Origin of the sequence: Ancylomarina subtilis (assembly GCF_004217115.1) — a bacterium.
GTDB classification, from domain to species: Bacteria; Bacteroidota; Bacteroidia; order Bacteroidales; family Marinifilaceae; genus Ancylomarina; species Ancylomarina subtilis.
This window is the reverse complement of sequence record NZ_SHKN01000001.1, coordinates 1,500,828-1,527,047: the sequence shown is the minus strand read 5'-3', so window position 1 is coordinate 1,527,047 and position 26,220 is coordinate 1,500,828. Positions and strand designations below refer to the sequence as shown.

General features: G+C 30.2%; 30 protein-coding genes. 9 read left to right on the top strand and 21 right to left on the bottom strand.

Translation table 11 applies throughout. The features are described 5' to 3' along the window. Positions 1-24: 24 nt before the first annotated feature. Positions 25-1,044, bottom strand: coding sequence for an endonuclease/exonuclease/phosphatase family protein (locus tag EV201_RS06190; RefSeq protein WP_130306648.1), 1,020 nt, complete (start codon positions 1,042-1,044; stop codon positions 25-27). A 601-nt stretch (positions 1,045-1,645) separates the two neighbouring features. Between EV201_RS06190 and EV201_RS06185 the strand changes: the two genes are divergently transcribed. From EV201_RS06185 to EV201_RS06170, 4 genes are all read left to right on the top strand, one after another. Then, the gene (locus EV201_RS06185; protein ID WP_130306646.1) at positions 1,646-2,212 is read left to right on the top strand and encodes a hypothetical protein; all 567 of its coding nucleotides are present in this window, start codon (positions 1,646-1,648) and stop codon (positions 2,210-2,212) included. Between the two features lie 649 nt (positions 2,213-2,861). Then, positions 2,862-3,734 (top strand): hypothetical protein, encoded by an 873-nt coding sequence (locus EV201_RS06180; RefSeq protein ID WP_130306644.1) that lies wholly within the window; start codon positions 2,862-2,864, stop codon positions 3,732-3,734. Positions 3,735-3,758: 24 nt separating this feature from the next. After that, entirely contained in the window at positions 3,759-4,202 is a 444-nt protein-coding gene (locus EV201_RS06175; protein ID WP_130306642.1) for a hypothetical protein, read from the top strand. Positions 4,203-4,261: 59 nt separating this feature from the next. Then, positions 4,262-4,492, top strand: coding sequence for a hypothetical protein (locus tag EV201_RS06170; protein WP_130306640.1), 231 nt, complete (start codon positions 4,262-4,264; stop codon positions 4,490-4,492). A gap of 125 nt (positions 4,493-4,617) precedes the next feature. Here the strand turns inward: EV201_RS06170 and EV201_RS06165 are convergent, their stop codons facing one another. The 9 genes from EV201_RS06165 to EV201_RS06125 form a co-directional block, all read right to left on the bottom strand. Further along, positions 4,618-4,890 carry a hypothetical protein gene (locus EV201_RS06165; protein ID WP_130306638.1) on the bottom strand — a complete coding sequence of 91 codons (273 nt, stop codon included), beginning with the start codon at positions 4,888-4,890 and terminating at the stop codon, positions 4,618-4,620. Further along, positions 4,891-5,166 (bottom strand): hypothetical protein, encoded by a 276-nt coding sequence (locus EV201_RS06160; RefSeq protein WP_130306636.1) that lies wholly within the window; start codon positions 5,164-5,166, stop codon positions 4,891-4,893. A gap of 3 nt (positions 5,167-5,169) precedes the next feature. Next, the gene (locus EV201_RS06155; RefSeq protein WP_130306634.1) at positions 5,170-5,538 is read right to left on the bottom strand and encodes a hypothetical protein; all 369 of its coding nucleotides are present in this window, start codon (positions 5,536-5,538) and stop codon (positions 5,170-5,172) included. Between the two features lie 104 nt (positions 5,539-5,642). Then, entirely contained in the window at positions 5,643-5,888 is a 246-nt protein-coding gene (locus tag EV201_RS06150; protein ID WP_130306632.1) for a hypothetical protein, read from the bottom strand. 24 nt (positions 5,889-5,912) lie between these two features. Next, positions 5,913-6,164, bottom strand: a complete 252-nt coding sequence (locus tag EV201_RS06145) for a hypothetical protein (protein WP_130306630.1) — start codon at positions 6,162-6,164, stop codon at positions 5,913-5,915. Between the two features lie 76 nt (positions 6,165-6,240). Continuing rightward, positions 6,241-6,762, bottom strand: coding sequence for an HNH endonuclease signature motif containing protein (locus EV201_RS06140; protein WP_130306628.1), 522 nt, complete (start codon positions 6,760-6,762; stop codon positions 6,241-6,243). Positions 6,763-6,994: 232 nt separating this feature from the next. Then, positions 6,995-7,972 carry a GIY-YIG nuclease family protein gene (locus EV201_RS06135; protein ID WP_130306626.1) on the bottom strand — a complete coding sequence of 326 codons (978 nt, stop codon included), beginning with the start codon at positions 7,970-7,972 and terminating at the stop codon, positions 6,995-6,997. Positions 7,973-7,994: 22 nt separating this feature from the next. Continuing rightward, positions 7,995-9,572 (bottom strand): hypothetical protein, encoded by a 1,578-nt coding sequence (locus EV201_RS06130; protein ID WP_130306624.1) that lies wholly within the window; start codon positions 9,570-9,572, stop codon positions 7,995-7,997. 446 nt (positions 9,573-10,018) lie between these two features. Beyond that, the gene (locus EV201_RS06125; RefSeq protein WP_130306622.1) at positions 10,019-10,441 is read right to left on the bottom strand and encodes a hypothetical protein; all 423 of its coding nucleotides are present in this window, start codon (positions 10,439-10,441) and stop codon (positions 10,019-10,021) included. 91 nt (positions 10,442-10,532) lie between these two features. Between EV201_RS06125 and EV201_RS06120 the strand changes: the two genes are divergently transcribed. Next, the gene (locus tag EV201_RS06120; RefSeq protein WP_130306620.1) at positions 10,533-10,925 is read left to right on the top strand and encodes a GIY-YIG nuclease family protein; all 393 of its coding nucleotides are present in this window, start codon (positions 10,533-10,535) and stop codon (positions 10,923-10,925) included. A gap of 392 nt (positions 10,926-11,317) precedes the next feature. Here the strand turns inward: EV201_RS06120 and EV201_RS06115 are convergent, their stop codons facing one another. From EV201_RS06115 to EV201_RS06105, 3 genes are read right to left on the bottom strand one after another with little or no spacing between them, the layout of a single operon-like run. Next, positions 11,318-12,532, bottom strand: coding sequence for a hypothetical protein (locus tag EV201_RS06115; protein ID WP_130306618.1), 1,215 nt, complete (start codon positions 12,530-12,532; stop codon positions 11,318-11,320). Beyond that, positions 12,533-17,212, bottom strand: coding sequence for a tail fiber domain-containing protein (locus EV201_RS06110; protein WP_130306616.1), 4,680 nt, complete (start codon positions 17,210-17,212; stop codon positions 12,533-12,535). Positions 17,213-17,220: 8 nt separating this feature from the next. After that, the gene (locus EV201_RS06105) at positions 17,221-18,336 is read right to left on the bottom strand and encodes a hypothetical protein (protein ID WP_130306614.1); all 1,116 of its coding nucleotides are present in this window, start codon (positions 18,334-18,336) and stop codon (positions 17,221-17,223) included. A gap of 119 nt (positions 18,337-18,455) precedes the next feature. On the opposite strand from EV201_RS06105, the gene EV201_RS06100 reads away from it, so the two are divergent. The 4 genes from EV201_RS06100 to EV201_RS06085 are packed head-to-tail and all read left to right on the top strand — an operon-like array spanning position 18,456 to position 20,840. Further along, a complete protein-coding gene (locus EV201_RS06100) occupies positions 18,456-18,830 on the top strand; it encodes a hypothetical protein (protein WP_130306612.1) in 375 nt (124 codons plus the stop codon). Between the two features lie 50 nt (positions 18,831-18,880). After that, positions 18,881-19,627, top strand: a complete 747-nt coding sequence (locus tag EV201_RS06095) for a hypothetical protein (protein ID WP_130306610.1) — start codon at positions 18,881-18,883, stop codon at positions 19,625-19,627. Between the two features lie 6 nt (positions 19,628-19,633). Next, positions 19,634-20,410 (top strand): hypothetical protein, encoded by a 777-nt coding sequence (locus EV201_RS06090; RefSeq protein ID WP_130306608.1) that lies wholly within the window; start codon positions 19,634-19,636, stop codon positions 20,408-20,410. Beyond that, positions 20,403-20,840 (top strand): hypothetical protein, encoded by a 438-nt coding sequence (locus tag EV201_RS06085; protein WP_130306606.1) that lies wholly within the window; start codon positions 20,403-20,405, stop codon positions 20,838-20,840. Before EV201_RS06090 ends, EV201_RS06085 begins: the two co-directional genes overlap by 8 nt. A gap of 20 nt (positions 20,841-20,860) precedes the next feature. On the opposite strand, the gene EV201_RS06080 is transcribed toward EV201_RS06085, so the two are convergent. The 8 genes from EV201_RS06080 to EV201_RS06045 form a co-directional block, all read right to left on the bottom strand. Further along, positions 20,861-21,301, bottom strand: a complete 441-nt coding sequence (locus tag EV201_RS06080) for a hypothetical protein (RefSeq protein WP_130306604.1) — start codon at positions 21,299-21,301, stop codon at positions 20,861-20,863. Further along, positions 21,294-21,734 carry a hypothetical protein gene (locus EV201_RS06075; protein ID WP_130306602.1) on the bottom strand — a complete coding sequence of 147 codons (441 nt, stop codon included), beginning with the start codon at positions 21,732-21,734 and terminating at the stop codon, positions 21,294-21,296. The genes EV201_RS06080 and EV201_RS06075 overlap by 8 nt, the downstream gene beginning before the upstream one ends. Before the next feature lie 17 nt (positions 21,735-21,751). Continuing rightward, positions 21,752-22,276, bottom strand: a complete 525-nt coding sequence (locus tag EV201_RS06070; RefSeq protein WP_130306600.1) for a DUF6712 family protein — start codon at positions 22,274-22,276, stop codon at positions 21,752-21,754. Continuing rightward, on the bottom strand, positions 22,276-23,634 hold the full coding sequence (locus tag EV201_RS06065; RefSeq protein ID WP_130306598.1) for a phage portal family protein: 1,359 nt from the start codon (positions 23,632-23,634) through the stop codon (positions 22,276-22,278). The genes EV201_RS06070 and EV201_RS06065 overlap by 1 nt, the downstream gene beginning before the upstream one ends. A 9-nt stretch (positions 23,635-23,643) precedes the next feature. Further along, a complete protein-coding gene (locus EV201_RS06060) occupies positions 23,644-23,976 on the bottom strand; it encodes a C2 domain-containing protein (RefSeq protein ID WP_130306596.1) in 333 nt (110 codons plus the stop codon). A 116-nt stretch (positions 23,977-24,092) separates the two neighbouring features. Next, on the bottom strand, positions 24,093-24,617 hold the full coding sequence (locus EV201_RS06055) for a hypothetical protein (protein ID WP_130306594.1): 525 nt from the start codon (positions 24,615-24,617) through the stop codon (positions 24,093-24,095). Positions 24,618-24,687: 70 nt separating this feature from the next. Next, a complete protein-coding gene (locus EV201_RS06050; RefSeq protein WP_130306593.1) occupies positions 24,688-25,590 on the bottom strand; it encodes a hypothetical protein in 903 nt (300 codons plus the stop codon). Between the two features lie 37 nt (positions 25,591-25,627). Next, on the bottom strand, positions 25,628-26,194 hold the full coding sequence (locus EV201_RS06045; RefSeq protein ID WP_130306591.1) for a hypothetical protein: 567 nt from the start codon (positions 26,192-26,194) through the stop codon (positions 25,628-25,630). Positions 26,195-26,220: the final 26 nt, after the last annotated feature.

The window sequence follows — 26,220 nt, the reverse complement described above, 5'->3', positions numbered from 1 at the left end:
GAAACAAAGTGTTGTTGATCTTGTTTAGCGTTTCAGTTTGAAATAAACAGGGAAATGATCGCTAAAACCGCCATAATATTTTGTCCCTCCATAGGTCTTATTGGGCGTTAGAATCCCTTTTTTATTTTTAAAGCAGATCCATTTGTCGCGATAGATTCGACCGGCATTGTGTAGGGTTTGATATCCTCTTGAGCCATTTAACAAAGAATTAGAGACGATTAAATTGTCAAGCATATTCCATGAACCTCTGAAGTTATAAGTTCCTTCTCCATTGACCTTCATATCATACATCAGGTTGAATAATTCCATGGGATTATCAGAGTCTCTATTGTTGCCGGCTTTTAGAGTTTCTGCTACAGCTTTATCCGTTGGTTCATCGTTGAAATCACCCATGATAATGATTTTGGCAAAAGGATTTTTTGCTTGTATTTTATCCACTGCTTTCCTTAATTGTTTGGCTACAAATACTCGGTTTTTTTCAGATTTTTCCTGTCCGCCACGACGAGAAGGCCAATGATTCACAAAGATATTTAAGGTGTCTTTTCTGCCAACTAAACCTTGTACATAAAGGATATCCCTGGTTTTGTATTCTTTTTCCCAGGGGAATTCAATATTTATGCTTTCCTGTTTAATGTATCTGAATCGGCTTTTTTGGTAGATCAGCGCACAATCAATCCCTCTTTTGTCAGGACTTTCGCTGTGGGCAATTCTGTATTTGCCTTTTTTTAATTTCTCTTGATCGATAAGATCTTCAAGTACGTCTCTATTTTCAATCTCACAAAGCCCAACAAGAGCAGGTAGTTCTTCCTTATCGATTGAGCTTAAAACGTAACTGAGTTTGGAAATTTTGTCGTTATAACGCTTGGTATCCCATTGTAGTTTTCCCATAGGGGTAAAGTCATTATCCCTTTTATCAGGATTATTAATGGTATCGAAAAGGTTTTCTACATTATAGAATACAACAGTAATATCTTTTTTCCCCTTAGCAAAGGATGAAAGCGAGATGAGTGCAACTGCAAATAGTAGCAATGCTTTTTTTAACATGAGCTTACAATTAAAATTTGATTGTACCTTCTGGCGGTTATCTTATGGATTTATATGATTATACCAAAGTTAATGAAATAATTGAGTTGGGGAAAAGATGGAGACAATAGCTGCCTCTTGACTTTTGATTATTTTTTTGAGAAAATCGATTGGTTTTAGTTCGGTAAAGAGATTAAAAGATGAAAAACTCTTAAAAGCTTTTGTGTTTGTAACATTCGTTACACTTTTTGCTGAGAGATTGGCTCATATTTGTAGTGTCGAAAGGGAGTTAGGCTGTTGGCGAAATAATTAGACAGCCTCCATTTGATTTTGTAAATTAAGAACTCAAATAATAACACGATAAAATTTTAAATTATGGCTATGTTTTGTTATCAGTGCCATTATTGAAGCTCTGAAACTCCAATAAAACAAGGCAAAGCACTAAATAAAAATATAAATTAGGAAGCAAATTAGGAAGCATATTAAAAATGCTTCCTATTTTTTTTTATTTTAATTGGTCGGTGGGGTCTATTCGAATGTCATTTTGCATAATACGATTGTATTGTTTTATATTTGTAGTCTATAAAAAACACTATCAAACGAACTTTAAAAATATATTACAATGACTGAAACAAACAAAGAATCAAAAAAGGAAACCAAGAAAAGAGAAAAGAAAATTTACGTTGCTTCGGCTGAATTAGTAAGCGCAAAAGAAAACTTATCCGAATTAATCAAATCGAATAAAAGTATTACGCCAACGGTAGCAAGTGAGCTAATTAAATTTGGTGTGATTGATACACCATCTTCAACACAAATCGGAACGAGAATCAAAAACTTCTTTGATAAGTTCAGTTCAGAAGAATTAATTTCTTTGGTTAATGGCTTGGTAAAAGCAGAAGATAAAAATTCAATTACTTCGGTAATCTTCGGAACTTCCCCGAATGAAGAATTGAAAATTGAAGATGAAAATTCCTATAAGGTTTTGAAGTCATTATTGATTGATATTGATTCTTCGGAAATCGACAATATTATTAAGGTGTTGGAATTCGAGAAAGTTGCAAAAGTTGAAAGGGAAGCAAAAGTATTGAAAGAAACTATTGAAGCTGATTTAGCCAAGTTAAAGAAAGATAAAGAAAAGATAGACGCTGAATTAATCGAAAAGCAAAAACAATTTGATTCGATGAAGTAAAAGCATACAACTAAACCATATTTTTAAAAGACTCCTTATATAAGGGGTCTTTTTTCGTTTCAGGTGGTTTGAATAGTGGAAACGATTTTAAGCCGTTTTAAGGTGGGTCGAATCTTGCCCCTTATTAAAGTAGCGGAAACAAAGGGTATGAAATCGTTAAAACGGCTTAAAATAGTCTTAAATGAAGTCCTTTTATATTAATCTATATTAATAAACAGAAATACGAATTCAAATAGGTTTATAATATTATGTGTTGTTAATGTCGTATGATTTTGTTTAGAAAAAATATCCGAATAAGTTTGTTCTTTAAATTAATTATATTAACTTTGCAAAGCATTTGCTCAAAGAAGCGTATTGTTCAAATATTACGCCCTGTTAAGTGAATGTGAAAAACAAATTATAAGAAAGAAATTTTGGAAATCTCGATTTTTCGTCTTATATTTGTAATGTATTAGAACCGCTAGACGTATCGGTTTTATTACTCATTGCACCCTGATCAGGTTCAATGGTTGATGAAGTATTAAAACTTAGGATAGTTTCCTAATTGTGCTAATACTGGTTTATATTAGGCTAAAAGTAGTCTTTTGAATATGCCAGTATTTTTTATGCCTGAAATTTTACTATTATGTTAAACTAAAACTTAAAAAATATGCGAAATAATAACACAATTATAACTTATTTAGACAACAACCATAAAAATTTTATGGCTACTAAGTTGCATAAGAATGAATTTGATAGAATCAATAGATACGTTCAATTGAATATTAAACAGACTGAATTTATTCTATTGCCTGTTTTGAAGAATAAAAAGCAGATTTCAAGTGATAAGCATTCAATTACATTTGAATTCGACTATAAAGATTTGAAAGTGTGTCAAAAGCTTAGTATCAAACACGATATTTCAGTCTTTTCAACTGAGATAGATGGAAAAAAGATCGTTAGCAAATGGAACGATTTGAAGTCATTTATAGAGCGTTTAGAAGCCTATGAAGTTGTTGAAGTAGTAGAAGAAGCAAAGATTATTAAAGTAGATTTTAAACCAGCTAAAAAAGAAGATATGAAAGAAGAAATTGTTGAAAATACAACAATAGATAAGACCAAATTGCAAAACGCTGAGTTAGTTCAAGCGATTGAATTATATGAAGATTCATTATTTGAATTTGAAAGTGAATCGAAGAACGGAAAAAAGTTAGTTTTCAATTTTCGATTTGATTGGGTGCTTACTTTTGAAATTGAAATTCTCCCCGACTTTGAACTAAAATTAACTACGGTTATTAATGAAGAATGGAACGGTGAAGAAGAATTTAGATATGATTGTGTGATAGATATTTATTCAAATATCAACGATACAGTAGAAGAAATTTTTGATTTTGTTTATTACAATGACCACAATCTTATCGAAACAAGCATTGAAATGGAAAAGGACAAAGACGAAGATAAGGACGAAGACGAAGAATCATTTTCAGATATTCAAAAAGAAATTCGAATTGAATTATTGAAAGATTATAAAATAGCTGCGTAAATAATAACTAAAAAATAAAAGTAGATGAGAACAGAAATTGAAATAAGAGTTGTAAAAGCCTTGTTAGGTGCTTTCGGGGGTGTGTTATGTTTAGATGTTGAACAAACAATAGAAAGTAAAGGTTTTGTAGTTGCAAATGTCTTAGATAATGAAATGTCTATTTCTATTGATGACCTTGAAGACGAAATATTAATTTGTTGTGATTTTATGGATTGGGAGCAAAACAAGAAACGAAGCGAAATATTCGAATATGTCTATTCAGATTTCAATGATATTCGTTCTGTTGTGAAAGGGTTTCTTGTTGATTTCACCGACTTTAAAGGATTTGAAATCGAAGAAGAAGTAGAAGAAGAAAGTAAATATTATATCGTTGGAGCGTGGGAAAACACAATGTCAAGTAATAGAACTTTCAATAATGAACAAATTGAAATTCTTTCCAAGAACAACGAATTAAAAATAGCTGCGTAGGGTTAGAAAGGGAATAATTAATTTTTATGTTATTTTTGTGCTTAATTAAAAAACAGAATATGAAACTATCATTTTACGAAGTTAATAGAAAAGTTGTTCAAGTATCTGACGATCATTTAGAAGAAGCTTTAAATATTTTTAATAAAGATACTAAATTTCCTATGACATTTGAAGAAATTAAAAAAGACGAATATGACATAGGCTACTATGACCAATTACAATATATAATAATTGAAAATGATCTTTATGAAGTTGTTAAAGAGAAATTCGGGAAATGTTTAAATTTATAACGAAATGATGCGTTTTCAATCCAAGAAAATGAAAGCTTAAAAGCCTTATTAGATTAAATCTGATAAGGCTTTTTTGTGTTTTTATATAATCCATCATTTGAAATTTTAACGTTGCTTAGAATCGCTTATTTGAAAACTACGTCTAATATTAGTTTGCGAATATGATTTTTATAATCATTCAACATTTCAATTTCATCATCATCATTATAGCCATTATTAATATCTTCTTGTAGTTTAATCCATACATCCTTATCATTAGGATTTATAGGGTAATTAGAAGATTCGCTGTAACATTCATTATAAATACTTACTTCAAAACCATTATTACCTTGATGTATTTCAGCCCACATAAATTCATATTCACATATCCAACTAATAAATCTTTTTACATCTTTCATTTATTTAATAGTTGTTTTTTGTTCTTTTGCGATTTCGCCAAAAGTCGGTGCAATTGCGTGAATCTTGTTTTCATTCTTTACATTAACTTCCTGTTCATCTTCATAAATAAAGGTTATCAAAGGAAGATTTTCTTTACTTACTCCTTTGAATGTTATTCCGTTAATAACTGTTTCAGTTTGTTGAATCTGCTTTCTTTCTTGGTTCTTTTCACCTCGGTTAAATCCCACAAAAAACGAGATTATAGTCCATACATATATTATTATAAATATTTCCATTTCTTAATTATTATTTTTTTGTCGCTCTAATTCGGCTTTGTCTTCTTCGGTAATATCAAAGAATGAATGTTTGATTTTTCGAACAGTATTCACCATTTCTGATTTAAATTTGTGAATTGCTTGATATGAAAGTGAAATTAAAGATTGTCTATTATTATTATCAATATTCTTATTCTTTGAAATATCGTCTAATAATAAAGACATATTAAGAGAGAACGTGCAACCGTTTAATTTGTTAGTGTGATTTAATAATTTATCGTTTAATTCATCTTTTAAAGCTTCTGTTTTCTTTTTAGATTCATTTATTTGTTCTGTATATGATTCAACTAAGTTGTAAATGTCTGCTACTGTTGAAAATGTATTTGGTTTCATATTTTATTTATTATTTTTTTTGTAATTATATTTTGAAAAAACACCCTTTCAACCAATTAAAATTTTATGGCTGTTTAGTAGGTTGAAAGGGTGAGAAAATATAATTATGAGTTTCTTGATTCGTTAATTTTCATCTGTAATAAATAGTCGTTGATTTCGTCTATTGTATATCTATCTTCTATTGTCTTGTATCGTTTAACACCTTGAATAATTGATATATTCGTAATTAATTGTTCTAATAAAATATCAATTATTTCTTTATCCATAGTTGTAAAGTCGTGTTTTGCTCCTTTGTCGAAAATCTTGTTTAATGTGTCTCTTTGGTTAGCGTTGTAATTTGGTGTTTTCATATCTTAATTATTATATTTTTGTTTTTAATAGAATACAAATGTTGCTTCTAAATCGTCGTTGCTTTCAGCTATGTTTTGAAATATATTTTTAGCTTTTGCCTTTCTTAAAATGGTTAGTAGTTCGTGATAAACTCCGATTTCTATTGCTTTCATTTTCTTATCACACAAAACATATGTTCCGTCTGATTGTGGAAATATCATTACGCCTTTTGCGTGTCTTAATTCCATATCTGATAATTCAAGAAACGTTTTCATTTCTTCTTTGTTTAGTTTCATATTTTAATTATTATTGTTTTTTTAGTGTTTCTTATAATAGTATATATAAAAATCACCTGTCCAAAATATTCCATTTTTAATAAATGTGTTTCCAAGTTCTTCCCGTTTTGATGTTGTAAAGGGTTCTTCGGCAAACATTAAATTTTTCCATAAAATATTTATAATTTATTTTTTTTGGATTTTCCCTCAAATACTCTTTGAATTCTAATATTTGTTCGTTCGTGATTTTTCTTCGTTTTTCAACGATTCGTTCAATTGAGTGAATTGTATTTTCTTCGGCTGAAACATATTCCAAATTTTCAATATTATCATTCGTTCTATCAAAATCAATATGATTCACTAAATAACCTTCGGGGCATTCTCCTAAGTATATTTCAGCGACTATTCGATGCAAATATTCTTGTTTTCTTATTTTGTCAATCCATAAGTCTAATTTTAAATAACCGCCGCCGTTTATGCTTGGTTTCATCATTAAACCCGTTTTGATGTTGTATGACAATGCATCCCTTGAAAAATAATATACTGAGTTTCTATATTGTCTTATTTCATCATTTTCAATCTTTTCTTTTAGTTCTTCATTTGTGAATTTAATTTTCATTCTAAATCATTTGTTTAGAATTATATATTAAAATCACCTGTTCAAATTATTCCATTTTTTGACATTTTTTCATAAAAAAAGAGTGTATCGATTTGATACACTCTTAAAAATAAAATTCATAAATATGAACATTAAATTGTAAATTGCTTTAAGACACTATTTATATGATGAAAGTTCAAAAAAGTTTATGTTTTTTGAATGTTTTATTATTTACGTTCTTGAAATATCTGTATTAGTTTTGGAATAATCCAAAAGATTCACTTATTTCTGCTTCTGAATAAACGTTTCTTGGTTTCGTATTTTCTATTATGAAATTAATTAATTTATTGTTATCATATCCTTTATTAATCAAATAATATTTTAATTCTTCTTTTACAACATCTAACATTTTTGAGTGTGTATCTAAATTGATATTTTGACTTTCAGTATCCATAAGATTATCAAACAAACTATCTATTTTTCCATTATTGCAATAGATATGATGAATTACTTCGTGTAAATCAATTGGTTCTTTATTGACGATAAATAATTTTTGACATATTCTTATGTCTTCATTATTGTAATTAAACTGTTTATATTTAATAAAGTATTTATCATCTATAATGTTTGTGTAATAAATGTTTTCAGGTTTTTTTATAGTTTCTTTCATAGAATAAAACATAGAGTTGTTGAATTTTATACAGGAATTTTGTTCTTTATCTCTTTTATCTTTTGGAACACTTAGAGCTTTTTCACAATCTCTTTCAGACATTTCGTATAATACCTTAGAAATATATTTATTGGTTTTAATTCCTTTCATATGCATCTTGTATTCTTTTTCAATAAGTATGTCTCTTTTTAAATAGAATTTATATGTTTCTTCGAATGATTTATTATCTTCTGATAAGTCTTTGTAGATTTTTTTTAATTTATTACGTGTTTTCTTATCTAATTTAAACCATTCTGTGTGTCCTCCTTGTCCGTTATAATCATCAACTAATGACATAGGATGTTTATCAACTCTATATTCACTAAACATTTTATGTAATTCTTTTTCTTTATTGGATTTACCATAAACAACATCTATTAATTTTATTCCTGTTAATCCTAATGCATTTTGAATCTGTTTTAATCTTATTTCTGGTCGTTTTGCTATACCTATCTTTGTTAGTTTATTAACATTATCATACATCATATAAAGATGTTGTGTGTGTTCATTTATATTATTCATTATAGTGTCATTCTTTTATTTTTTAATGTAATTTGTAATTCACGTTCTTCAAATCTTCTGATAAAAGTTCATTCAGTTTTTCAACCGCAATATTCAAATGCTTTTGACTCTTTAAAACAACTGAATCGTGTTTTGAAACAAAGGGTATATTCTGAGAATAAAGGAAGCTCCAAAGCTTCTGAAACGTTTCTAATTCGTTTTGTTGTAATTCGCAGCATAAAGAACTAAACACCTTATCAAGCTTCTTACCTTTTCTATTTGTATAGCTGTAATTCTGCTTGTATTCTGTGATAAATTCGCCTGCTTGCGGAAACGTCGTGCAAAATAGTTGGTGGTTTTTGCCGTTGGTTTGACCAAATACAGAAGCCAACATATTTGTTTTGAATAAAGTTCTTGATTTGTCGCCTTTGTAGTGATTATATATGTCGTCTAATTCGTTGAATTTGGTTGTGTAATCGTTAGTTCCTATTTCGTTATAACATAGTTGTGCTAAATATGACATTTGACAAGATGTAATATCGGTTTGATTGCTCCATTTATAATCTATGAATATTGAAGGAATATTAGTGAAAATGCTGTGTAATCTACCCGAAAATTCATCTACTTTGAAAAAGTCAATTTTGTCATAGTAGTTTGACATATCCCAACTTTTCATTGCAAAATAGTATTGTAAATATTCTTCTTTTAACTCTTCAATTGTAAGCGGTTTTGCTTCAAGCAAAGCAAAATATCTATCTGAAAACTTTTGATATTTAGCGAAAGACTTTGTTTCCTTACCTGATTTTTTATATTTCAGATTGTTTTTATATGTTTTTTCAAATTTTGCTAAATTTTCAGCCTGTTTTTGTTCAATTTCTTCTAATTTTTCTTTGAAATATCTATTATAATTCTGTTCAATTATTTCATTATATGACTTTAAATCGATATTGAATTTAAAAGAAATACTTGATTTGAAGTTTTCTAAATATGTTCCTTCAAACTCCTTGCATTTGTTTTCAAAACTTGTTTTAACGGTCTTGTAAACCTTTGAATAAATTACTGGTTTCATTGTATATCGATTCGATAATAAAGCCTTAGAAGGTTTATAAATCATTGTAGAAACCTTAAAACCATTCTTGATAATAAATGAAGTTTTCTTTCTTTCGACATATCCTTTTTGTGTTAATAAATCTAAGGTTGTATTATAGTTGCTTCCTAATAATGCTTTTAATTCTTCTGATTTGATATGAACAAATGATTGCTTTTTAATCAGCTTTTTTTGTTCCTCTATTTCATTTTCTTGTATGTCAAAATCGATAAATTCGTTTTCATCCATTCTTACTTTTGAATAGTATTTTCTAATAAGTTTTGTAATGAATATCGAAATTCTTTCATCTTCGATTTTGTCAGTTGAAAAGATAATATTTGCAAACTTGTAGATTGTGTAATTGTCTTGTTCAATCTTTGTTAGTGCTTTTCCTTTGGCTTCTCCTTTTGTATTTCTTGGTTTTCTTAATCTTTGAACCCAATTTTCTGTTATTGGGTTATACCATTTTTTCAATACATCATCAAATAATTCTTTTTGGTTGGTTTCTTTGTTGAACTTCTTTATAAGTGTCATTCTTCACGTTGTCGTGTTTTTTCGTGTCATTTCTTTTGTAAAAGAAAAAGCGGTAATTAATCGCTTCTCCTCTTTCGGGTCGAAATAATAGCGAATGACACTAAGCAATTATTTCTAAAATTGTATTATAAAGTTTATAGTAGATTTTGTAATAAAAGTTTAAAATATTAAGACTTAATTACATAATTATATATAAATATTTTATAGTGGAATTTTGCCAAATTTGATTTATTTGACATTTGAAAAGTGTTGTTTTCTTGTTCTATCCAATACTATCTTAATATTTTTTGACACGAAAAAAGTTCCTACTTAGATAATATTATAAGAATAAATATATGATAGAATTTGTTTTTTCTTTCGTTGGATTTTTGACACGAAAAAAGTTCCTACTTAGATAATATTATAAGGATAATAGATAGGAGTAGAACGGTTCTTTCTTTGCTTTTTCACCTCTTTACTTTGCTTGAACTTCCTCTATGAAATCCTACAACGTCACCGAATCGTGCAGTAAGCATACCCAAACAGAATAATATTAATTCTTTATCTTCTGTGATAAAAGCGAATACAATACTTGCGCAAAAGATAATATTTAGTGATATATCAATAATATAAGGTGTGTTTTTAGCTAACCAAGAAGCATTTTCAGATTGTTGAATTTTTACATTTGCTTCCCTTGCTGATTTTACATCTTCAATTTGTAATGAAATATATTCTAAATCTATTGTTTTCCCCTCTAATTTTTGTTTTTCTAATTCTAAAACGAAGTTGTTTTTTTCTTCCTCAGAAGTAAAGCATTCATCTATTATATCTTTTGCTTTTGTGAGTAAATCACCCCCTAAAAGATTGCCTAATTTGTCTATCCATTTCATTAATTTTAAAATTGTTTTTTTTTTATTTTCTGGTTTGCATAATATTATAGTTTAAGCTTATATTTGTTATAAGATTTAATACTATTCTATTATGAAAGCAGTTATATACGGAATTGTTCATCCTTATATTCATCACGGGAAATTAACACGAAAGAAAATCCGTTATATAGGGCAGACCATACGAACCAAAGAACAAAGGTTATCACAGCATTTAAGCGAAACTATTTATGAAAACCCTAAAAACGTTTGGTTAAAGAAGTTGAAGAAGCGTAAGATTCGCCCCGAAGTTATTGAAATCTGTGAAGTAGATGTTGAACGTGCAGATATGATGGAAGCAATGTCTATATTCTATTATAAATATGTCCTGATGAACAACAAAGAGTTATTAAATTTAGACATTGCGAACAATCACAATCTATTTTTTTACTTCGATAAGTATAAAAAATATCATCAAAAATATCTTAGTGTTTTAGATAATTATTAGCCTTTTTAAAGGCTTTTTTTATTAATCTATATACTATTAAGTTTTTGTGTTTTCCTTTTCTTAGAAACTGTGTAAACTTGTAAATAGTAGTAATCGAAAACACAATAAAAGATAGTGTAATAAAATATGTGTTCGCAAAAATTACAATCGAAGTCCATATTTTACTTAGAAACGCAATACTACCACTTCCGAAGAATAGTGCATTGATACTGTTTTTAATCATTTATTCATTCATTCTTTTTATATAAAATCAATATCTTTAACATATGAAAAGACATTTAGTTGATTTCCTTAGATTATTCTACCCCGAATTAGGAGAAAATGACAACTTTGAAATTATAGTTGTCACTTCCTTTATTATTATTTTAATTGTTGGTTGTGTTTGGATTCAGTTATAGTTCACCCATTCCACCACCTTCTGCACCTGAAACATAGGTAGAAGTCGCAGCTACAAACATCGTTGAACCTGCTATCATACCCGATTGTTTTAACGAAACAAATATTTCGGAAGCTTTATTATTTACCATTTCAGCGTGACCACCGTTGTCATTCAAACAATTCATAATATATATCATATATTCATTTCCTGCGGGTGTTGCTCTTACTGATGTAACTTTAACACCATCTTTATAAAGACTATTCATAGCATTTGCACTAAATGTTGTGTTGAAATAAGTAGATATAGTAACATCTAGATTGCTGATTTCAGCATTTCCAACCGCTTTAAATTTAAATGCTAGACTTCCTTTCGAAATTAAAGCATTACTAAAATTACCCGTTGAGAAATTCACATTTTCAGTAGATTCGGGAGTTTTCCAACCACTAGAACCGTTATCATCATTAATAAGTGTAATATTTGCGTGAAATGTTGATTTCTTTTCAATCTTAACACTGAATTGATTTACATATTTAATTCCGTTAAATGTTCCAAACGGCAAACCTCGTTTATCTCCTAACGCTATTGCATTTCCGTCTTGATCTGATTGTTTTCCACTACAAATAAACGGCTGAAATGTTACTGTTTGTCCTACCCAATTTGTATTATTAAAGGGAGATTTAGAAAAATCAACTACGAGGAAATCAGTTTGGTTTTGTATTTGTGAAGCTGTTGTAAATTCTTTTGAAACCCCGTTTTTTCCTACTACTCTAACCCCTAAATAATAAGCTCCGTAACCTAATTCAGTTGGAGTAATACCCGATGCATCAAAATTCATATCAAATAGAAATGCTAGACTTCCACTATTTATTACATTTAAGGTCGGGGGAATATTGTCTTCTGGAATTCCTATTACTGGTCTTGCTGTTGAGTCATACCCTCTAAAATCTCCTAAACAATAGGGCGAAGTTTCACCGCCCACAGGTTTTTTATGCGTCCAATTTGTATTATTTGATGTTGAGAAAGACGGAATTGATAAACCGTAATCTCCTGTTGTTCCAACATACCAATCTGTTGAATTAATATCACCTCTTCTATTATTAATTGGCTTCTTTTTTGAAAACATATTAATGTTAGGTGACTTGCAAAGCGTTCCTAAGTCATTACTATTATGACCTAGAACCGCTTTTACTTCTGCTATATCTACGTTTGTTTCTCCAATTTTTGACATTTATAAATTAATTCTTTTTTCTAATACTTCTATCTTTCTTAGAAGCTCCTTATTCTGCTTTTCAAGCTCATCAACTCTATTATTTGTTTCGTTTAAACCTTGATGCAAAACGGCTGTGTATTGTGCGTAATTCATCGTTTTGGTTTTCATTTCATCATTTTGCGTTTCTATCAATTCAGGTAAAACCCTTTCAACGTCTTGCGCTCTAAATCCGATATGAATTCTTTTCTTATCCTCTAAATCTTTTCTAGTATATCTAACCCCGTCGAACTGCTTAATTAATTCTGTTGCGTTCTCTATTGGCTTGATATTATCTTTTATTCTTTCGTCTGAATAAGATTGAACGTTTCCCGTAGCTGTTAAATTTCCTGATGTGTCTAATACTAATTTTGCATTACCATCTGTAAAAGATGTTCCGTATGCCCACTTAAATAAATTCGATTGATTTAGTCCGTGAATCCAATAATTTGAACCTGTTCCGCTTGTTCCTGCGTTTTTATATGATACTGCTGATTCTCCTGTTGTTGCGTGGGTGTTATCTAGTATTAGACCGACATTATCAAAACCTCCATCGCCTTTATAACTACCACTTTGAACTTTTAATCTATTCTCTGCTGTAATAGCACCTTTTGTATAAATGTCTGAGTCAGAATAGATGCTTTTGCTGTTAATATCTAAAACTAATTGAGCTGCATTTGTGTATGAAGCGTGAGTTGATTTTATAGTTGCACCCCAAAGTCCTTTATGGTTATCACTAGTATAACCAAACCAAAATCTATTTTCATAGCTTGTTGGGTGTCTTAATCCAACATTTACAACATCAACGCTATTCGCTTTCCAATCTATTGCATTTGTTCCTGAATTCCCTGCGTGCCATACACCCTTAGTTCCGACATAGAAGTTTGAAGTTCCTTCTGTATTTTCCAATACTACACCGTGATGAGCTTCAGTTGATGAGAATTTAAATACAGAACCACAACCGACTGAATTATCTGAATCTGAATGATAGAATCTTAAATAACCAACTTGCGCTTCAGAAGTTTGATCTGAAAAAGATATCCCGACACCGCCCGCATTATATGACCCTTTGCGAATCTGTAGCGCATCAACTATAGAACTATTGGTGTATATCAGGTGCTTTCCTGTTGTTTTAGTTCCATCACTAGTCACTCTAAACTTCTCAACATCTCCTAAACCTGCTATTAATCCGTGGTTTAATGTTGCTAATCCGTGTGAGGTTAAAAATCTAGTTGTCCAATCTACATCACTTTTATTACTGTTTCCTGAGTGGTAAATATTCCATCTATCACCGTTAGCATCTGAGTATTGAAAACCACTTGAACCGAATATACCTATCTTAGCTTGTCTAGTACCGTTACCATCTATGAAGTCAATTAGATTCCAACCGTCACCGCCTGAAGCATCTTGTAATACTAAATTAGAATCTGAACCTGTTTTGATTGTTTGCTGATTTCCAAATGTATTAGGAGTATCAATTCTAGCATAATTAGCTGCTGCTATGTTTCCTAACTTTCCTGAATCATCCGCATAACCTGACCTCAATTTGAGCCTATTAGCACCGCTAACATAACTTATATAATAGCCACTAGTAATATTATCTTCTTTGCTAAGAAACACATTAGGGGTTAGGTTTTTGTTTCCGCTTTCGTCGAATCGTTCAAGCTTAAACATATTATTATACGCTTCATCCCAATTACTTATTTTTGAATAAGAATCAGTGATATATTTATTAGTAGTCAAATAAGATGCTAATTCAGCTTCATCAAGTCCACCTCCTACGCCATCTTTAATACTTACAACACCGTTATTAACTGTAAAATATGAATCTGAGAATTGTGCAATTCCTTTCGATGTGGTTGAAGTGATAGGTAAATTGTCAAATATTGAACCGCCTGATTGACCATCTGAATAAGAAATAACATTTCCAGGAACTAATAAATTCCCGAATTCATCTATTGTTATTTTATCAAGATTTGGAATATTTGATTTAGTCCAAACATCTAAGGTTTTCGCATATGCTGATATATCTTGATGAGTTGTTAGATAGTTCTTATCTGTTACCCAATCTTGCGTAGCATAATTAGAAATGTCTTGATATGTCAGATAGTTCCTAGTTGTTACCCAATTTTGAGTAGCATAATTATTTGAAGTCAAATAAGTAGCTAATTCAGTTTCATCTAATCCGGCTTTACTAACAGACACAACACCGTTAACCACATCAAAGTTATTAGGGTCAAATTGTGCTATACCTTTGCTTGTTGTGCTTGCTAATGGTAGATTATCAAATATTGAACCTCCTATTGTTCCATCGTCAGCAAATGCAAGTATATTACCTGTTACTAATAAATTACCTTCGATTGTTTGTGATTCTTCGCCCGTCTTTTTAACTGTGTTGTTCGCTATGGCATCAATATAATCCTTCGCTTCTTCTTCTTTGTAGTATTCAGACAATAAAGTGTTTGTTTCTGCTTTGTCGTAATACTTGGATAAATCCACATTTGAAGAACTTGAAGAAGATGAACCACCCGAATAAGAATTTTTATCTGCTTCCACTATTGAAGCATCTGATAATGCAATTTGTTCCGCTTTAATTGTTGGTTCGTGTGCTATTACAACATCGTTGATTTTTACTAAAACAACCTTACAAAGCGTGTTCGAATTTTTATAGTTTTTGATTTCATTGATTCTATAATATGCGCTTCCTATTTCATCATTTTCAATGTAAATAAGCTTCTTGAAATTCGATTGGTTGATATCATATTTATCTAATAGTAATTCACATTCTACAAGCTTAAAATTCCCGTTTATCTTTGGTTCAACATCGCTTTTATAAAACTTGTTGTAAAGGGTGTTATTCGAAAATGTGTCTTTGTATTCATTGTTGTAATATGTTTTCGAATTATCAAATGAAAAAGTAAGTTCAGAATTTTCAATATCTCCGTTGTAATATGCTGTTCCTGTAACGAATTTTGTGTAGTCTTTTGCAGTGTAATTATTGTCAGAAGTGAATAGTTCCGATAAGCTTGTATTCGTCAAATCGAATTGATTTACAAACAACATCTTCGGTTTAAAGCTTGTCTTTCCAGCTTTTTCGAAAACATTTGATATAAAAACATAGTCATTCATTCGAATAACAGGCGTAGAACTTGATTTTAATGTAATCTTATCTTCCTTCTGTGCTGCTAATTCGTTGTTGTTTAAAACTGATAACGTAGAAAATGTTTTATCATATCTTGTTTTGAAATCCTTATTATAAATGTCTGTTGAATCAAGAAAGCCGAATGTATGTTTATTCGGTAATTTGTAAGTCAGGTCTTTAAAGTTCATTGAATTTGAATCTAACTTTTCAGACCAATCTAATATTTCTTCGGTGTTGAAGTCGTCGAAAGTTTCAAAGATTAATTTTCTGTCTTCCAATAAATCAGAATACACGTGCAAATTAAAAGCCTTTAAGATATCGTTGAAGAAATCCTTTTGTTTGTAATTGACGGGTAAAACATTATTAATATTGATTTCCTTATTTCCTTCGAATAAGTAGTTTTGAATATATCCGTTTATTGATGTATCGTTTTGATAAATTTGAACTTTTGAATTATCATCACATTCAACACAAACAGTCGCTAAATTATTGAATTCAATAAAAATAGGTTCAGATTGAAACGTTTCCGATTTGGCTGTATTTCCTATTTCTAGTTCTCCTAAATCTACGGTCTCATTGAATCCATTCTTTAAAACGAATTTGATAGTTTCTTTTTCGTCTGCGTCTGTGGTGTCTAGTCTTGCTTTTACTGTAAAATCAAATTGATAGATTCCTGATACTTTCGCAGATAATGAAGTCTTTGTTTCTTTTGCTCCGTTCCCTTGATAGTTGTAATCAGAATCTTCTAGGTAATAGTAAATTTGGTTTTTATGGAGTCCGTTCGAAAATTGAACGTAGCTTGAATTTGTTCTATTTGGTTCAAAGTGTGACTTCAAGTAATTATAAGTTGTTGTAAATTTCTCTAATCCTCCGTTGTATGGTAAGTAAAGTTCGTCTAAGTATTTGCTTACATTCTCGCTTATGCTGTAAGTATAACCGTTGTCGAATATGATTTTTTCGAATAGTTCTTTTGCACAAACCGAAGGGTAATAAGATGTAAAATCCTGAGTGAATAAATATCCGTATTTGTATTCGTTATCATTCTGTAAGAATAAATAATTGATTCCTGAACCTGTGTTTATGTTGTGGAAATTATCATAGATATGTTGTTTAGTAATCTTGTGTGAATATCTGTTATCTTCAAAATGAAGTTCTGATAGGTCTTTTTCAGCCATATCAACAAATATATTTAGGTCGTCTTTTGCTACTATGATTTCATATTTATTATTCGGGTAGATGTTTTCTAAATACATTGAACCCCTTAATATTGAAACTTCATCTTCAAATAATTCGGCTTTTACTTTCTTAGATGTATCAAAAGATATATCATTAATCATATCAGCACTTTTAAAAAATGCTGTTGTTTGTGGTGTGATTGGAATAGAAATCGTTTTTGAAAAAGATGTTTTACGGGTTGCAAATTCTACTATGTCTTTCAAAGCGTAAGATATTTCTATTTCACTATTTTCAAAATCTGTTATTGTGTATTCGTCATTTAAGATTAATTTATATTCGTTCATTTAATGGATTAATATTTTTGTGTTTTATATGCCGAAGCATAAGAAAAGTCGATAGGATAATTTATCATCTTCTCGTTTATTCTTCTTAGTGGTTTGATTGCTTTTGTTCCTAATATTACTTCGTTGTATAAGTCGTCTTCGTGTAAAATAATTTTCGGTGTTATCCATAAATCTATTAAACCGATTGATTGCACTTCATTTATGAAATCAGAATAAACCCTAAATTTTTGTGTTGCTGTTGTGTTGTAAGCCTTATGTATTGATTGATTTTCGAATACACTTCTTTTAATATTTAAGCTTTCTTCTGAAACCTTCGTAAAGTCGAAACTATCAACCGCACCCAACGAATTAACATATAGAAAATTGAATGTTTGTTTAATCTTCTTTTCCCTTGTTATCGTGTATTTTATCGGGTTGCTCTTACCTGATAGTTCTTCAACTGTGTAGAAATTTGTATTTTCTGTAATAAAAGTTCCTGATATGCTGTTTAGTTTATCTATTGAAACATCAATTGAAACTAATTCGGGGTTTGTATTGCTATAATTTGCGGTTGTCGTGCGTGTTTGTCCGTCGTAATCTGTTGCTTTTACTCTTATTCCTGTGAAAGATGGATTCGAACCGAAGCCGAAGTTTCCGTTTATCGCTGTTAAATATGATTTGGAGTCGGTTGCAATCAATTTATCAGCGCATTTTGTAAGAAAAGAACCCTTTGAAACGGTTGAAATCATCAAATAATCATTGATATTCTGTCTTTCAAAGACTTGTTTTACTCCATTTAAGGCGAATAAATCCCCCGTTGAAGTGCTTGAAACAGTTGAACCGCTTAAATCTTTACATTCTATGTCTACTTTATACTTAATTAAAGCCGTGTTATTAGTCTCGAATAGGTTAGAACTATTGTAAAAGACCTTAGATTTTGCCGTTTTTGATAGAATTGATTCAATATCTAACACCCCTTTATTCTCTAAATTGGCTTTCGGTCTTAATTCATATTCTAATGCATCGTTTATATACACTTTGAATGTGTAAGTATGTTTTCGTGTTGCTGTTGTTTCATAGGCTGTAAGCTTTACGCCTGAATAAACCGTGATTAACTTGTTTATCGTGTTGATTGAAATTGACATATAATATTTTAAATGTTGTATTTATTATATGTATATATTCGAAATTGTATTTTAGATTTTGTTAAATTTGCTTTTCAAATAAATGAAATTGATTGAGTAATTTAAAACACTATAACAAGATGAAATTAATTCAAAGCGTCTTTTTAATGAAATCAAATAGAATTCAGATAGGATATGATGATAGATATATTACAATTCAAAATACGGAAGATCAGAACTATAAAGGAATAAGTTATTCTACGGCAAAGAATGCAGACTCTTTCAGACATTATGAAACACTTTCTAAAACTGAATTATTAAGAATTCAATACATTCTTCTAAATGCTTATGTATTTGCTTGCGATGTGCTAGACGAATCGATTGAAAATTCAGAATCAAAAGAGACACTTGATAAATACAAAAATTTGGTTCTTGTAATTAGAAAGCATTTACGATATATGACAACTTACATTGACGCTTACGAAGAATTAGTAAACGAATACAAAAACGTTTAACCTACATTATAAAATTGAACTTCTATGACCACGAAAACGGAAAATGAAAAATGAAAGAAAAGAAAGAGCAAATAAAAAAACGTTGGATGATTTTTGCATTTGTCATATTAGCCATTCTTATTTCCTTTACTCCTTATTTATTTTCTCAATTTTACACGGGAATAGATTTTTCTAAAACTGGGTCAATAGGAGATACAATAGGAGGAATTACTGCACCGTTTATAAATTTATTAGCTGCTTTTATTATTTATATCTCTTTTAATGAGCAAGTCAAAGCTAATAAAATTCAAACCGATTCACTCGATAAAATGAAAATTGAGAGAAGAGATGAACAGTTGATTAATATTATTTTTGAAGATTCAAAAAGAATTTTAGATAAAATAGATTCATTTGAAATAACTTCTGATGATTTGAATAAACTTGGTCCTGTTGAAAAGTTTTCACGCAATTTGAAAGGGTTTGAAGCAATTGTTGTTTTTTTCGCTACAATTTACACTATTAGGGATAATCCGATTCTTAAATCAAGTTTTTTAAGAGAAGCACCAATAATCACAATGATTAATAATGATATTCGAAATTTATTAGATGTTATATCTATAATTTCATCTCCTGAGACAAAAGCAATGTATTTTCAACGATACGAAAATCAGATTCATCAAGCGTTTTTTTCATCGTTTTCAGATGAGAAGTGTAATTTTCATTTTGATAGTGAGTATTTTTGTAGCATAGCTTGGGATTTCTCAAAAATAAATATCAAAGTATACGAGAAATTAAAAGATAGCCTTCCTAAAACATAATCGAATATGACTACAAAAGCAACTAAGGCTAAAATCAAAAAAGTAGATTATAATAAAAGGGCAAATATTGCATTAGGTGTTGGAGCTTTCGCCGTGTTAGTTTTACCTTTTATTTTTACTCAGTTTCCTAGTATTATAGATTTTACTGAAACGGGGCAAATTGGCGACACAATTGGCGGAATTACTGCACCTTTTGTTGGCTTGGTTGGTGCTATGTTAGTTTATTACTCTTTCAAACAACAAATGATAGCAAATCAAATTCAGATTGATGCTATCACCGATATTAAAACAGAAAATAGAGATGCTCAATTGGTTGGGATTGTCAATGATCTTTCAAAGAAAATCTTAAATGCAATCAATGAATTTGAAATAACTAGTGATTTTATATTTAAAAATGAAGAATCAAAAGAGAAAGTTGAGAAATTTTTTGGACTTGAAGGGATAGTCTGTTTTTATGCGTTATTAATTAAATACAAGAATGACCGAAGTGCTTATATCAAGCATACGAAAGAGGTTACTCCAATGACACTGTTAAATAATAATATTGGATTATTATTGCTAAATCTTAATAAGATATCTTCAAAAGAAACAAAGGAGATCTATTTAGATTTATATTTTTTACAAATTCATACATTAGTTTATGTTCTATTCAAAAACGATGAATTAGACTTTGAAATTGATTCTAACCATATTTATTCTGCTGTTTGGAAATCATCGAAATCAAACATTAATTTATATAATGGTATTAAGGAAACATTAGAAGAGAATCAAAAAAATGAATAATATACAACTTAAAATAGCTGATTATTTATTAGCTGATTCTTATAAGCGTCGAGGATTTATTTATACTATTCCCGACACTTCATATATTACAAAACTTATTGGAGTAGAACGGAATGATGAATTGTATAATAAGGATATTAATTATGTGAGTAATGTTTTTTTAAAAGAAGAAATTTTTAAAGAAAATTTAGAATTTGATGGTAGTTTTTATAGAAAAAGAAAATTTATTCTTGATTTGAAAGGCATTGAATTGCAGCAAAAATTTGATTCTTATTCAGCTTATTATAAATCTGAACAAAAGAAAATTAAAAGAGCTGAGAAAAGGGAAACAATAGGATATAGAATAAAAGTAATTGGCTTTTACATTTCAACTGCTTTATTGATTTTATCTTTTGCATTAAACATTTATCAGGCTTTTAATAAAAAATAAAGGGGCATAATTGCCCCTTTTTATTTATCTGATTTTATTATTTGCCTTACTGCGGTGTTAAAATAATCTTTGAAATTCTTTAACAATTCTTTTTCTAAGTCTGGAATATCTTCGTGAAAAACATATAGAAAATTTTTCGCTGCTTCCTTAGTTCCTTTTCTCGCAATCTTCAACATTATTGGATATAAAGCGTCTTCGGGTATCATACGACTTTTCATCCATATTTTTATATCATCTTTCGGGGGCATAACTCCTGCACCTCTTCCTGAATCCGCCCAAACACCATAAGAAGCCATTTTAACCAATAGTTTGAATTCGTTTTCGTCTTCTAATACTTCGTGTTCAATGGTCTTTTGTAGGTTAATAGAATTGGTTTGATTCAGAATATAAATCATTTCAGCGACGCAATCGCGCCCGTATCGATCTAATATTTTCTTTACTCCATCTTCTACGCTATCCATTGTTCAAAGGGGTTTCGTTTTCGTCCTCTTCGAACTCTGATTTCGTCCTAATTACTGTTTTATATCCTACAATATTGTTATAATGTGAATCAATAATTGATTCAAATGTGTGTTCTTTATCTGCTAAAAAGAAATTATATTTTTCTCTGTTGTTTCTGAACTCTGTTATAAATTGACCTAAGATATATTCAATATCCGAAGCCTGTTTAATCGGGTCTGATTTCGAATCCATTCTATCAATAATCATAACGTCAAATTTTCTAATATTGGCGTTTTCTTTCTTATTGGTTTTCGATGGATGAAGCCAAAGCAAAGGATATTTTAAATCATCGCTTGAATAATCTTCAATGTAATTCGTTTGAACCTGATTTATAAAAGGGTGTTTTCCGAATTCTTTTAACTTCTCAGTTATTTCATATAAACTTACTTGCATTCATAATTGATTGTTTTTTAAATCTCATCATCAACAAAAACAAAAGGTGAATTAAAAATTGTGTCTTGTGCTTTTATTCCTGATTTATCTTCTATTGCGTATTCGGGAAACTTGTTTAAGTTGGCTTTCAAATATTCTGTAATCAATTGCCCGTAAAACGTCGTTACTCTTAGATTCTCTTTTCTTACTGCTTCTGATTCGTTGTATTGAAGTTTTGAAGCGTGGTCAATATCCTTTGTCAATAATCCGTTTTCGGTGTATTTAATATTAAGCTTCTTAGGTATCTTCAATTCAATAGCTGCTAATAAATATTCGTGAATCTTTTCTTTCAATAGGGTTAAATATTGATTTGTTAAAGTGTCGTTTTTAATATCTTCTGACATTTTTTCGAATAGTGTAGAACCTAACACCTTTTGAAGCATCGTGTTTTGCACTTCAATTAACGATCGTTGAATTTTCATATCTGAAACATTGTCGTCTATCTCTGTATTGTTTTTTATATCTTGTATCTCTATGAAAAGAGGTCTTTCAATTAATCCCATTATTCACTATCATTATTTTTTTCGGTTGATGTTGATTCGTTTGAATCTGTTACTTCTTCTGAATCTATAACTTCGTTGTTGTTCCCGTCTTCCTGTCCGTCTACTTCTTCAATATCCTTTTCAACTTCGAAAGGGTTTAACTTTTCAATAGATAAGGTTTCCATATTATTATATTTCATAATCTTATTCGGTCCTTTTAATAAGTCGAATTGGTCAGGCTGTATAACTGTTGAATACCAAATATTAAAGGCTGTTTCTAATTCGATTGAATTTCCTAGTTTTCCAGCGACTTGAATTCCTCCTAATAACGGGTGTGTTAGTCTATGTCCTGTTATCATCTTCTGTAATGTGTTTTCGTTAATGGCTACATAGGTCTTATTCAAGTCGGAAGAATCAAGTTTGTCTATAATTGGCTTATCATTTATGTCTTTAACGAATGAAACCAAAGGCATTTTTGCATTTCGACTTCCTTTTACTTTCTTCATAAAGGCTTTTACATAGGCTATTTGTGCCGCTTTATCGGGTAGGTTTGGAATAGTAATATGGTAAGACGGGTCAAAGCCGTTTTTAAGTGCTGAATATGCGTATATGTCTGCTTCAATATCTGTTTCAATTGTTTGAATAGCTCCGATATAAGAGGGATTTGAATAAAAATAAGTGTCAGGCGAATAAGGTTTATAAACTAATAATTGCGTTCTGTTCTTATCTTTTAATTCTGCTATTTCTTCGGCTGTTAGTTTGTTCGTATTGGTGAACTTTTCTAATAGTGCTTCTCTTTCTTTGATCTTTTCCTTTGTGTTTTCGGGGTCAAATTTTGGAATGTAAACTTTTTTAGGTCTGTATGAACTCCAATCATATGAATAAAAATATCCGTGAATTGTTCCCTTATTATCTATTGGTTTTGCACATCGAACTTTTGACATTTCCATATGTTCAACGCTTAATATTTGTTTCCAATCTTTTGAATAAGTGAGAAGCAAAGCATAAGAACCGAATAGTTCAAAATCAAGTGAAATCTTAGAAAGAATTTCGTTTACGTCTTCGCCGTTGGTGTTGAAGTTCTCTAAAAACTTCGCCGTTTTTTTTGCTGCTTTACCTTCTGTATCAAACGAAATTCCTTTACCTGAAACTTGCGTTTTCTTATTGTAGATAATTGAATTGTGTATTGCTGATGCGTTGTAAAGTTGAACCAGCTTATCGGGGTATTTGTTGTCTTTTCCCCACGGAATATAATCTTTACTTGAACTTATCTTTTGTTCAGGGTATGTAATCCCGTTCATAATGTCGCCTTGTGACGCTAAGTAAATTTCTTTTATTTCTTCGTGTGAAAGTTCAAAGTTTGTATTTTCATTGCTCATTATTTTAGGTTAGTATTTTGCGACTACGTTAGTAGTTTTTTCTTTAGCGTTAATATTTGCTAATGTTGTTTCAATCAATTGACCGTTTGCAAAATCGTTTGATTGTTCATCTATTTGGTATATATATAAATCGTGATTTCCTGACCTTAATTCAACGTTAGATTCATCTAATTCGAATAGTTGATATCTCTTATATTCTGAAATATTCTTAGCGTAAATTGACTTTTCTTCGTTGCTGCTTTGGTGCTTGAACACTAATACAAAATGTTCCGTGTAATTGTTGTGTGTATCAGGATTTACAATCATTATTTTATTCGTTTTCTCTTTGTTAATTTGAATCATTATCAGTTAGTTTCATTTTATTTCATCTATTATTATATATCAATTTTCCGATTTTGTTTTATACAAAAAAAGCAACCTTTAAAAAGATTGCTTTGACTATAATATAGGTCTGTGTATTATGCTGCTATTACTGCTTCGCCTGCTTTGATACTTGCTAAATCTGCGCTTGAAACACTTGGAGCTGGTTTGAATTCTTTTCCTATGAATGTTGGGGTAAGTTTTGAACCTACTTCCAAAGATTCACCACTAGAACCGATTCCCTCAGATAAATCTAAACCGTTTTCAAATCCTAACATAAAAGTTTCACCATTATTCATTTCAACATTTGCACAAATAGTGCTTTCTGATAATGCTTCTAATTCGTTTCTTTTAGCTAGTGTATATCTAACGAAAATCAACGCTAAAGTTTGATCGTTATATACTGTTCCTTCTTTTCTTGAACCTACTGATTTGTCAATGAAGTTTGAACCGCTTTCGTAATCTACTGCGTAATTTTTCCAAACGCCTGCTTCGGTGTTAAACTTTGCTACACCGTCAACAATACTTTGATTAGTTACGTTTTCGAACTCTGTTAAGTTTACGCTTTTAATACCCCCTTGACCTTTTTTAGTTTCTCTATTAATTCCTGTTAATTGTGACATTTATTTAAATGGTTGTTTTTTAATAAGAGTCTTAGAAGGTGTCCAAGACTCTTTTATATTTTGGGGTTTATTATGCTGCGTCCTTAGTGAAAATAGTTTCGTTAGGTCTGATAACTTTTGCACCTAATTTCCAAACTGCGAACAATTCGTGAATTTTTGGGTGTGAATGATATTCAAAAGTTAATTGTTCTTCTTCTGATTTTCCATCTAAACCAATTCTGAAATTCTCAACTCTATCCATAATAAAGTTATCCTTACCTGTTAATCCGAATACTGAACGACAAGTAATGTTTGTTCCTGGAATAACGAATGAGGTTACTACACCTGATTCGTTTGTAAGTTTGTCAACTGCAGTGTTTAGTTTGTTAACTGCTCTAAAATATTTAGTGAACTGTGCTGGAGACATAGCCAAGAAAGTTGGGTATGTAATAAAGTTTTCGTTTTGTGCGTAAGCAAATTCAATAAATGCTTCTACTGTTTCAACTGCGTTTTCTGAAGTTAATTTAGTGCTAGGAATATTCTTTCCTGAACCCGCTAAGATTTGAGGTAAAAATCCGTCTCCGTATTCTCCGTCTTCGTCTGCTTCTTCTACCCATAAAGAAATTTCATTATCTCTTTTAATAGAATCTTTTTTCAATCCTACGACTGCGTCTTTGTGTGGTAGGTCTTCAGGGTTTGAACCTGTTTGCATTGCTAATTGTGAAAGCTTAGCTTGTAAATCTTGTGATTTGTAATTTTCCTTGATAAATCTTTCGTAAACTTTAATATCAACGTCTTTAAGTTTTGTTGAACCGCTTGCGTTATTTGTTCCTGTGTAGTCACCTCTTTGGATAACAGTTGCGCCGTCTGATAAATCAATTGCTTTTTCTGAGTTTTTAATTCCTTCTTGTGTTGGTATCCAGTCGAAAGAGTCACCCGATGTAATTAGGTCATTTAAAATAATTCTTGGATTCGCTTTTGCGTAATCCTGCATTCCTGTAATGTTATACATTCTTCATATAATTCTTTTTTTAGTCGTTAAGTCTATTTAATAATAGTTCCTTACGTGTTAGTTTTATTGGTGCTTCTTCTGTCTGTGGTGCTTGCACTACGTTTGATTCACCTATCATACTTTCAAGTTCTGATAACTTAGTTTTGAAGTTTTCGTTTGCCTTTGAAAGTTCTTCTTGTAGTTCTACTACTTTAGCTTCTGATTCTTCTTGTGATAATTTGATTTCCTTGTATGATGAAGCGTGTTTATAAACGCTTACTTCTAAGTCTTCATTAATATCAATTCCGATTGAATAGTAGCCTTGTTTGTCTAAATCTAAATCACCTTCGAAAATTGTTTTTAAAGCCGTTTTAATTACGTCTGTGTCGTCGTCTTCGCTTGGTTCTTCATCCTTAGTTTCTTCTTCGGTTTCTTCCGTCGATTCTTTTTCCTCTGTTTCTGTTGCTTCTGCTTCTTCCTTTTCTTCGTCGTCTGCTAAATCAACATTTTCAGATTCGTTTAATTCTTCTTGCTTTGGTTCTAAATCCTCGTATTCACTTAGATATTCTTTAACCTTTGCAATTAAATTTTCAGCGTTTTTAATCATTAATTATTAATTGCTTTTTTCTTTTA

Excerpts from the sequence above, each read along its gene's own strand:
- EV201_RS06130 (WP_130306624.1), bottom strand. The coding sequence starts at position 9,572 with ATGACACTTATAAAGAAGTTCAACAAAGAAACCAACCAAAAAGAATTA.
- EV201_RS06105 (WP_130306614.1), bottom strand. The coding sequence starts at position 18,336 with ATGTCAATTTCAATCAACACGATAAACAAGTTAATCACGGTTTATTCA.
- EV201_RS06135 (WP_130306626.1), bottom strand. The coding sequence starts at position 7,972 with ATGAATAATATAAATGAACACACACAACATCTTTATATGATGTATGAT.
- EV201_RS06145 (WP_130306630.1), bottom strand. The coding sequence starts at position 6,164 with ATGAAACTAAACAAAGAAGAAATGAAAACGTTTCTTGAATTATCAGAT.
- EV201_RS06055 (WP_130306594.1), bottom strand. The coding sequence starts at position 24,617 with ATGTCACAATTAACAGGAATTAATAGAGAAACTAAAAAAGGTCAAGGG.
- EV201_RS06110 (WP_130306616.1), bottom strand. The coding sequence starts at position 17,212 with ATGAACGAATATAAATTAATCTTAAATGACGAATACACAATAACAGAT.
- EV201_RS06190 (WP_130306648.1), bottom strand. The coding sequence starts at position 1,044 with ATGTTAAAAAAAGCATTGCTACTATTTGCAGTTGCACTCATCTCGCTT.
- EV201_RS06090 (WP_130306608.1), top strand. The coding sequence starts at position 19,634 with ATGACTACAAAAGCAACTAAGGCTAAAATCAAAAAAGTAGATTATAAT.
- EV201_RS06100 (WP_130306612.1), top strand. The coding sequence starts at position 18,456 with ATGAAATTAATTCAAAGCGTCTTTTTAATGAAATCAAATAGAATTCAG.
- EV201_RS06180 (WP_130306644.1), top strand. The coding sequence starts at position 2,862 with ATGCGAAATAATAACACAATTATAACTTATTTAGACAACAACCATAAA.
- EV201_RS06045 (WP_130306591.1), bottom strand. The coding sequence starts at position 26,194 with ATGATTAAAAACGCTGAAAATTTAATTGCAAAGGTTAAAGAATATCTA.
- EV201_RS06070 (WP_130306600.1), bottom strand. The coding sequence starts at position 22,276 with ATGGGATTAATTGAAAGACCTCTTTTCATAGAGATACAAGATATAAAA.
- EV201_RS06075 (WP_130306602.1), bottom strand. The coding sequence starts at position 21,734 with ATGCAAGTAAGTTTATATGAAATAACTGAGAAGTTAAAAGAATTCGGA.
- EV201_RS06140 (WP_130306628.1), bottom strand. The coding sequence starts at position 6,762 with ATGAAAATTAAATTCACAAATGAAGAACTAAAAGAAAAGATTGAAAAT.
- EV201_RS06170 (WP_130306640.1), top strand. The coding sequence starts at position 4,262 with ATGAAACTATCATTTTACGAAGTTAATAGAAAAGTTGTTCAAGTATCT.
- EV201_RS06165 (WP_130306638.1), bottom strand. The coding sequence starts at position 4,890 with ATGAAAGATGTAAAAAGATTTATTAGTTGGATATGTGAATATGAATTT.
- EV201_RS06060 (WP_130306596.1), bottom strand. The coding sequence starts at position 23,976 with ATGATTCAAATTAACAAAGAGAAAACGAATAAAATAATGATTGTAAAT.
- EV201_RS06175 (WP_130306642.1), top strand. The coding sequence starts at position 3,759 with ATGAGAACAGAAATTGAAATAAGAGTTGTAAAAGCCTTGTTAGGTGCT.
- EV201_RS06065 (WP_130306598.1), bottom strand. The coding sequence starts at position 23,634 with ATGAGCAATGAAAATACAAACTTTGAACTTTCACACGAAGAAATAAAA.
- EV201_RS06155 (WP_130306634.1), bottom strand. The coding sequence starts at position 5,538 with ATGAAACCAAATACATTTTCAACAGTAGCAGACATTTACAACTTAGTT.
- EV201_RS06120 (WP_130306620.1), top strand. The coding sequence starts at position 10,533 with ATGAAAGCAGTTATATACGGAATTGTTCATCCTTATATTCATCACGGG.
- EV201_RS06095 (WP_130306610.1), top strand. The coding sequence starts at position 18,881 with ATGAAAGAAAAGAAAGAGCAAATAAAAAAACGTTGGATGATTTTTGCA.
- EV201_RS06125 (WP_130306622.1), bottom strand. The coding sequence starts at position 10,441 with ATGAAATGGATAGACAAATTAGGCAATCTTTTAGGGGGTGATTTACTC.
- EV201_RS06050 (WP_130306593.1), bottom strand. The coding sequence starts at position 25,590 with ATGCAGGATTACGCAAAAGCGAATCCAAGAATTATTTTAAATGACCTA.
- EV201_RS06115 (WP_130306618.1), bottom strand. The coding sequence starts at position 12,532 with ATGTCAAAAATTGGAGAAACAAACGTAGATATAGCAGAAGTAAAAGCG.
- EV201_RS06150 (WP_130306632.1), bottom strand. The coding sequence starts at position 5,888 with ATGAAAACACCAAATTACAACGCTAACCAAAGAGACACATTAAACAAG.
- EV201_RS06085 (WP_130306606.1), top strand. The coding sequence starts at position 20,403 with ATGAATAATATACAACTTAAAATAGCTGATTATTTATTAGCTGATTCT.
- EV201_RS06080 (WP_130306604.1), bottom strand. The coding sequence starts at position 21,301 with ATGGATAGCGTAGAAGATGGAGTAAAGAAAATATTAGATCGATACGGG.
- EV201_RS06185 (WP_130306646.1), top strand. The coding sequence starts at position 1,646 with ATGACTGAAACAAACAAAGAATCAAAAAAGGAAACCAAGAAAAGAGAA.
- EV201_RS06160 (WP_130306636.1), bottom strand. The coding sequence starts at position 5,166 with ATGGAAATATTTATAATAATATATGTATGGACTATAATCTCGTTTTTT.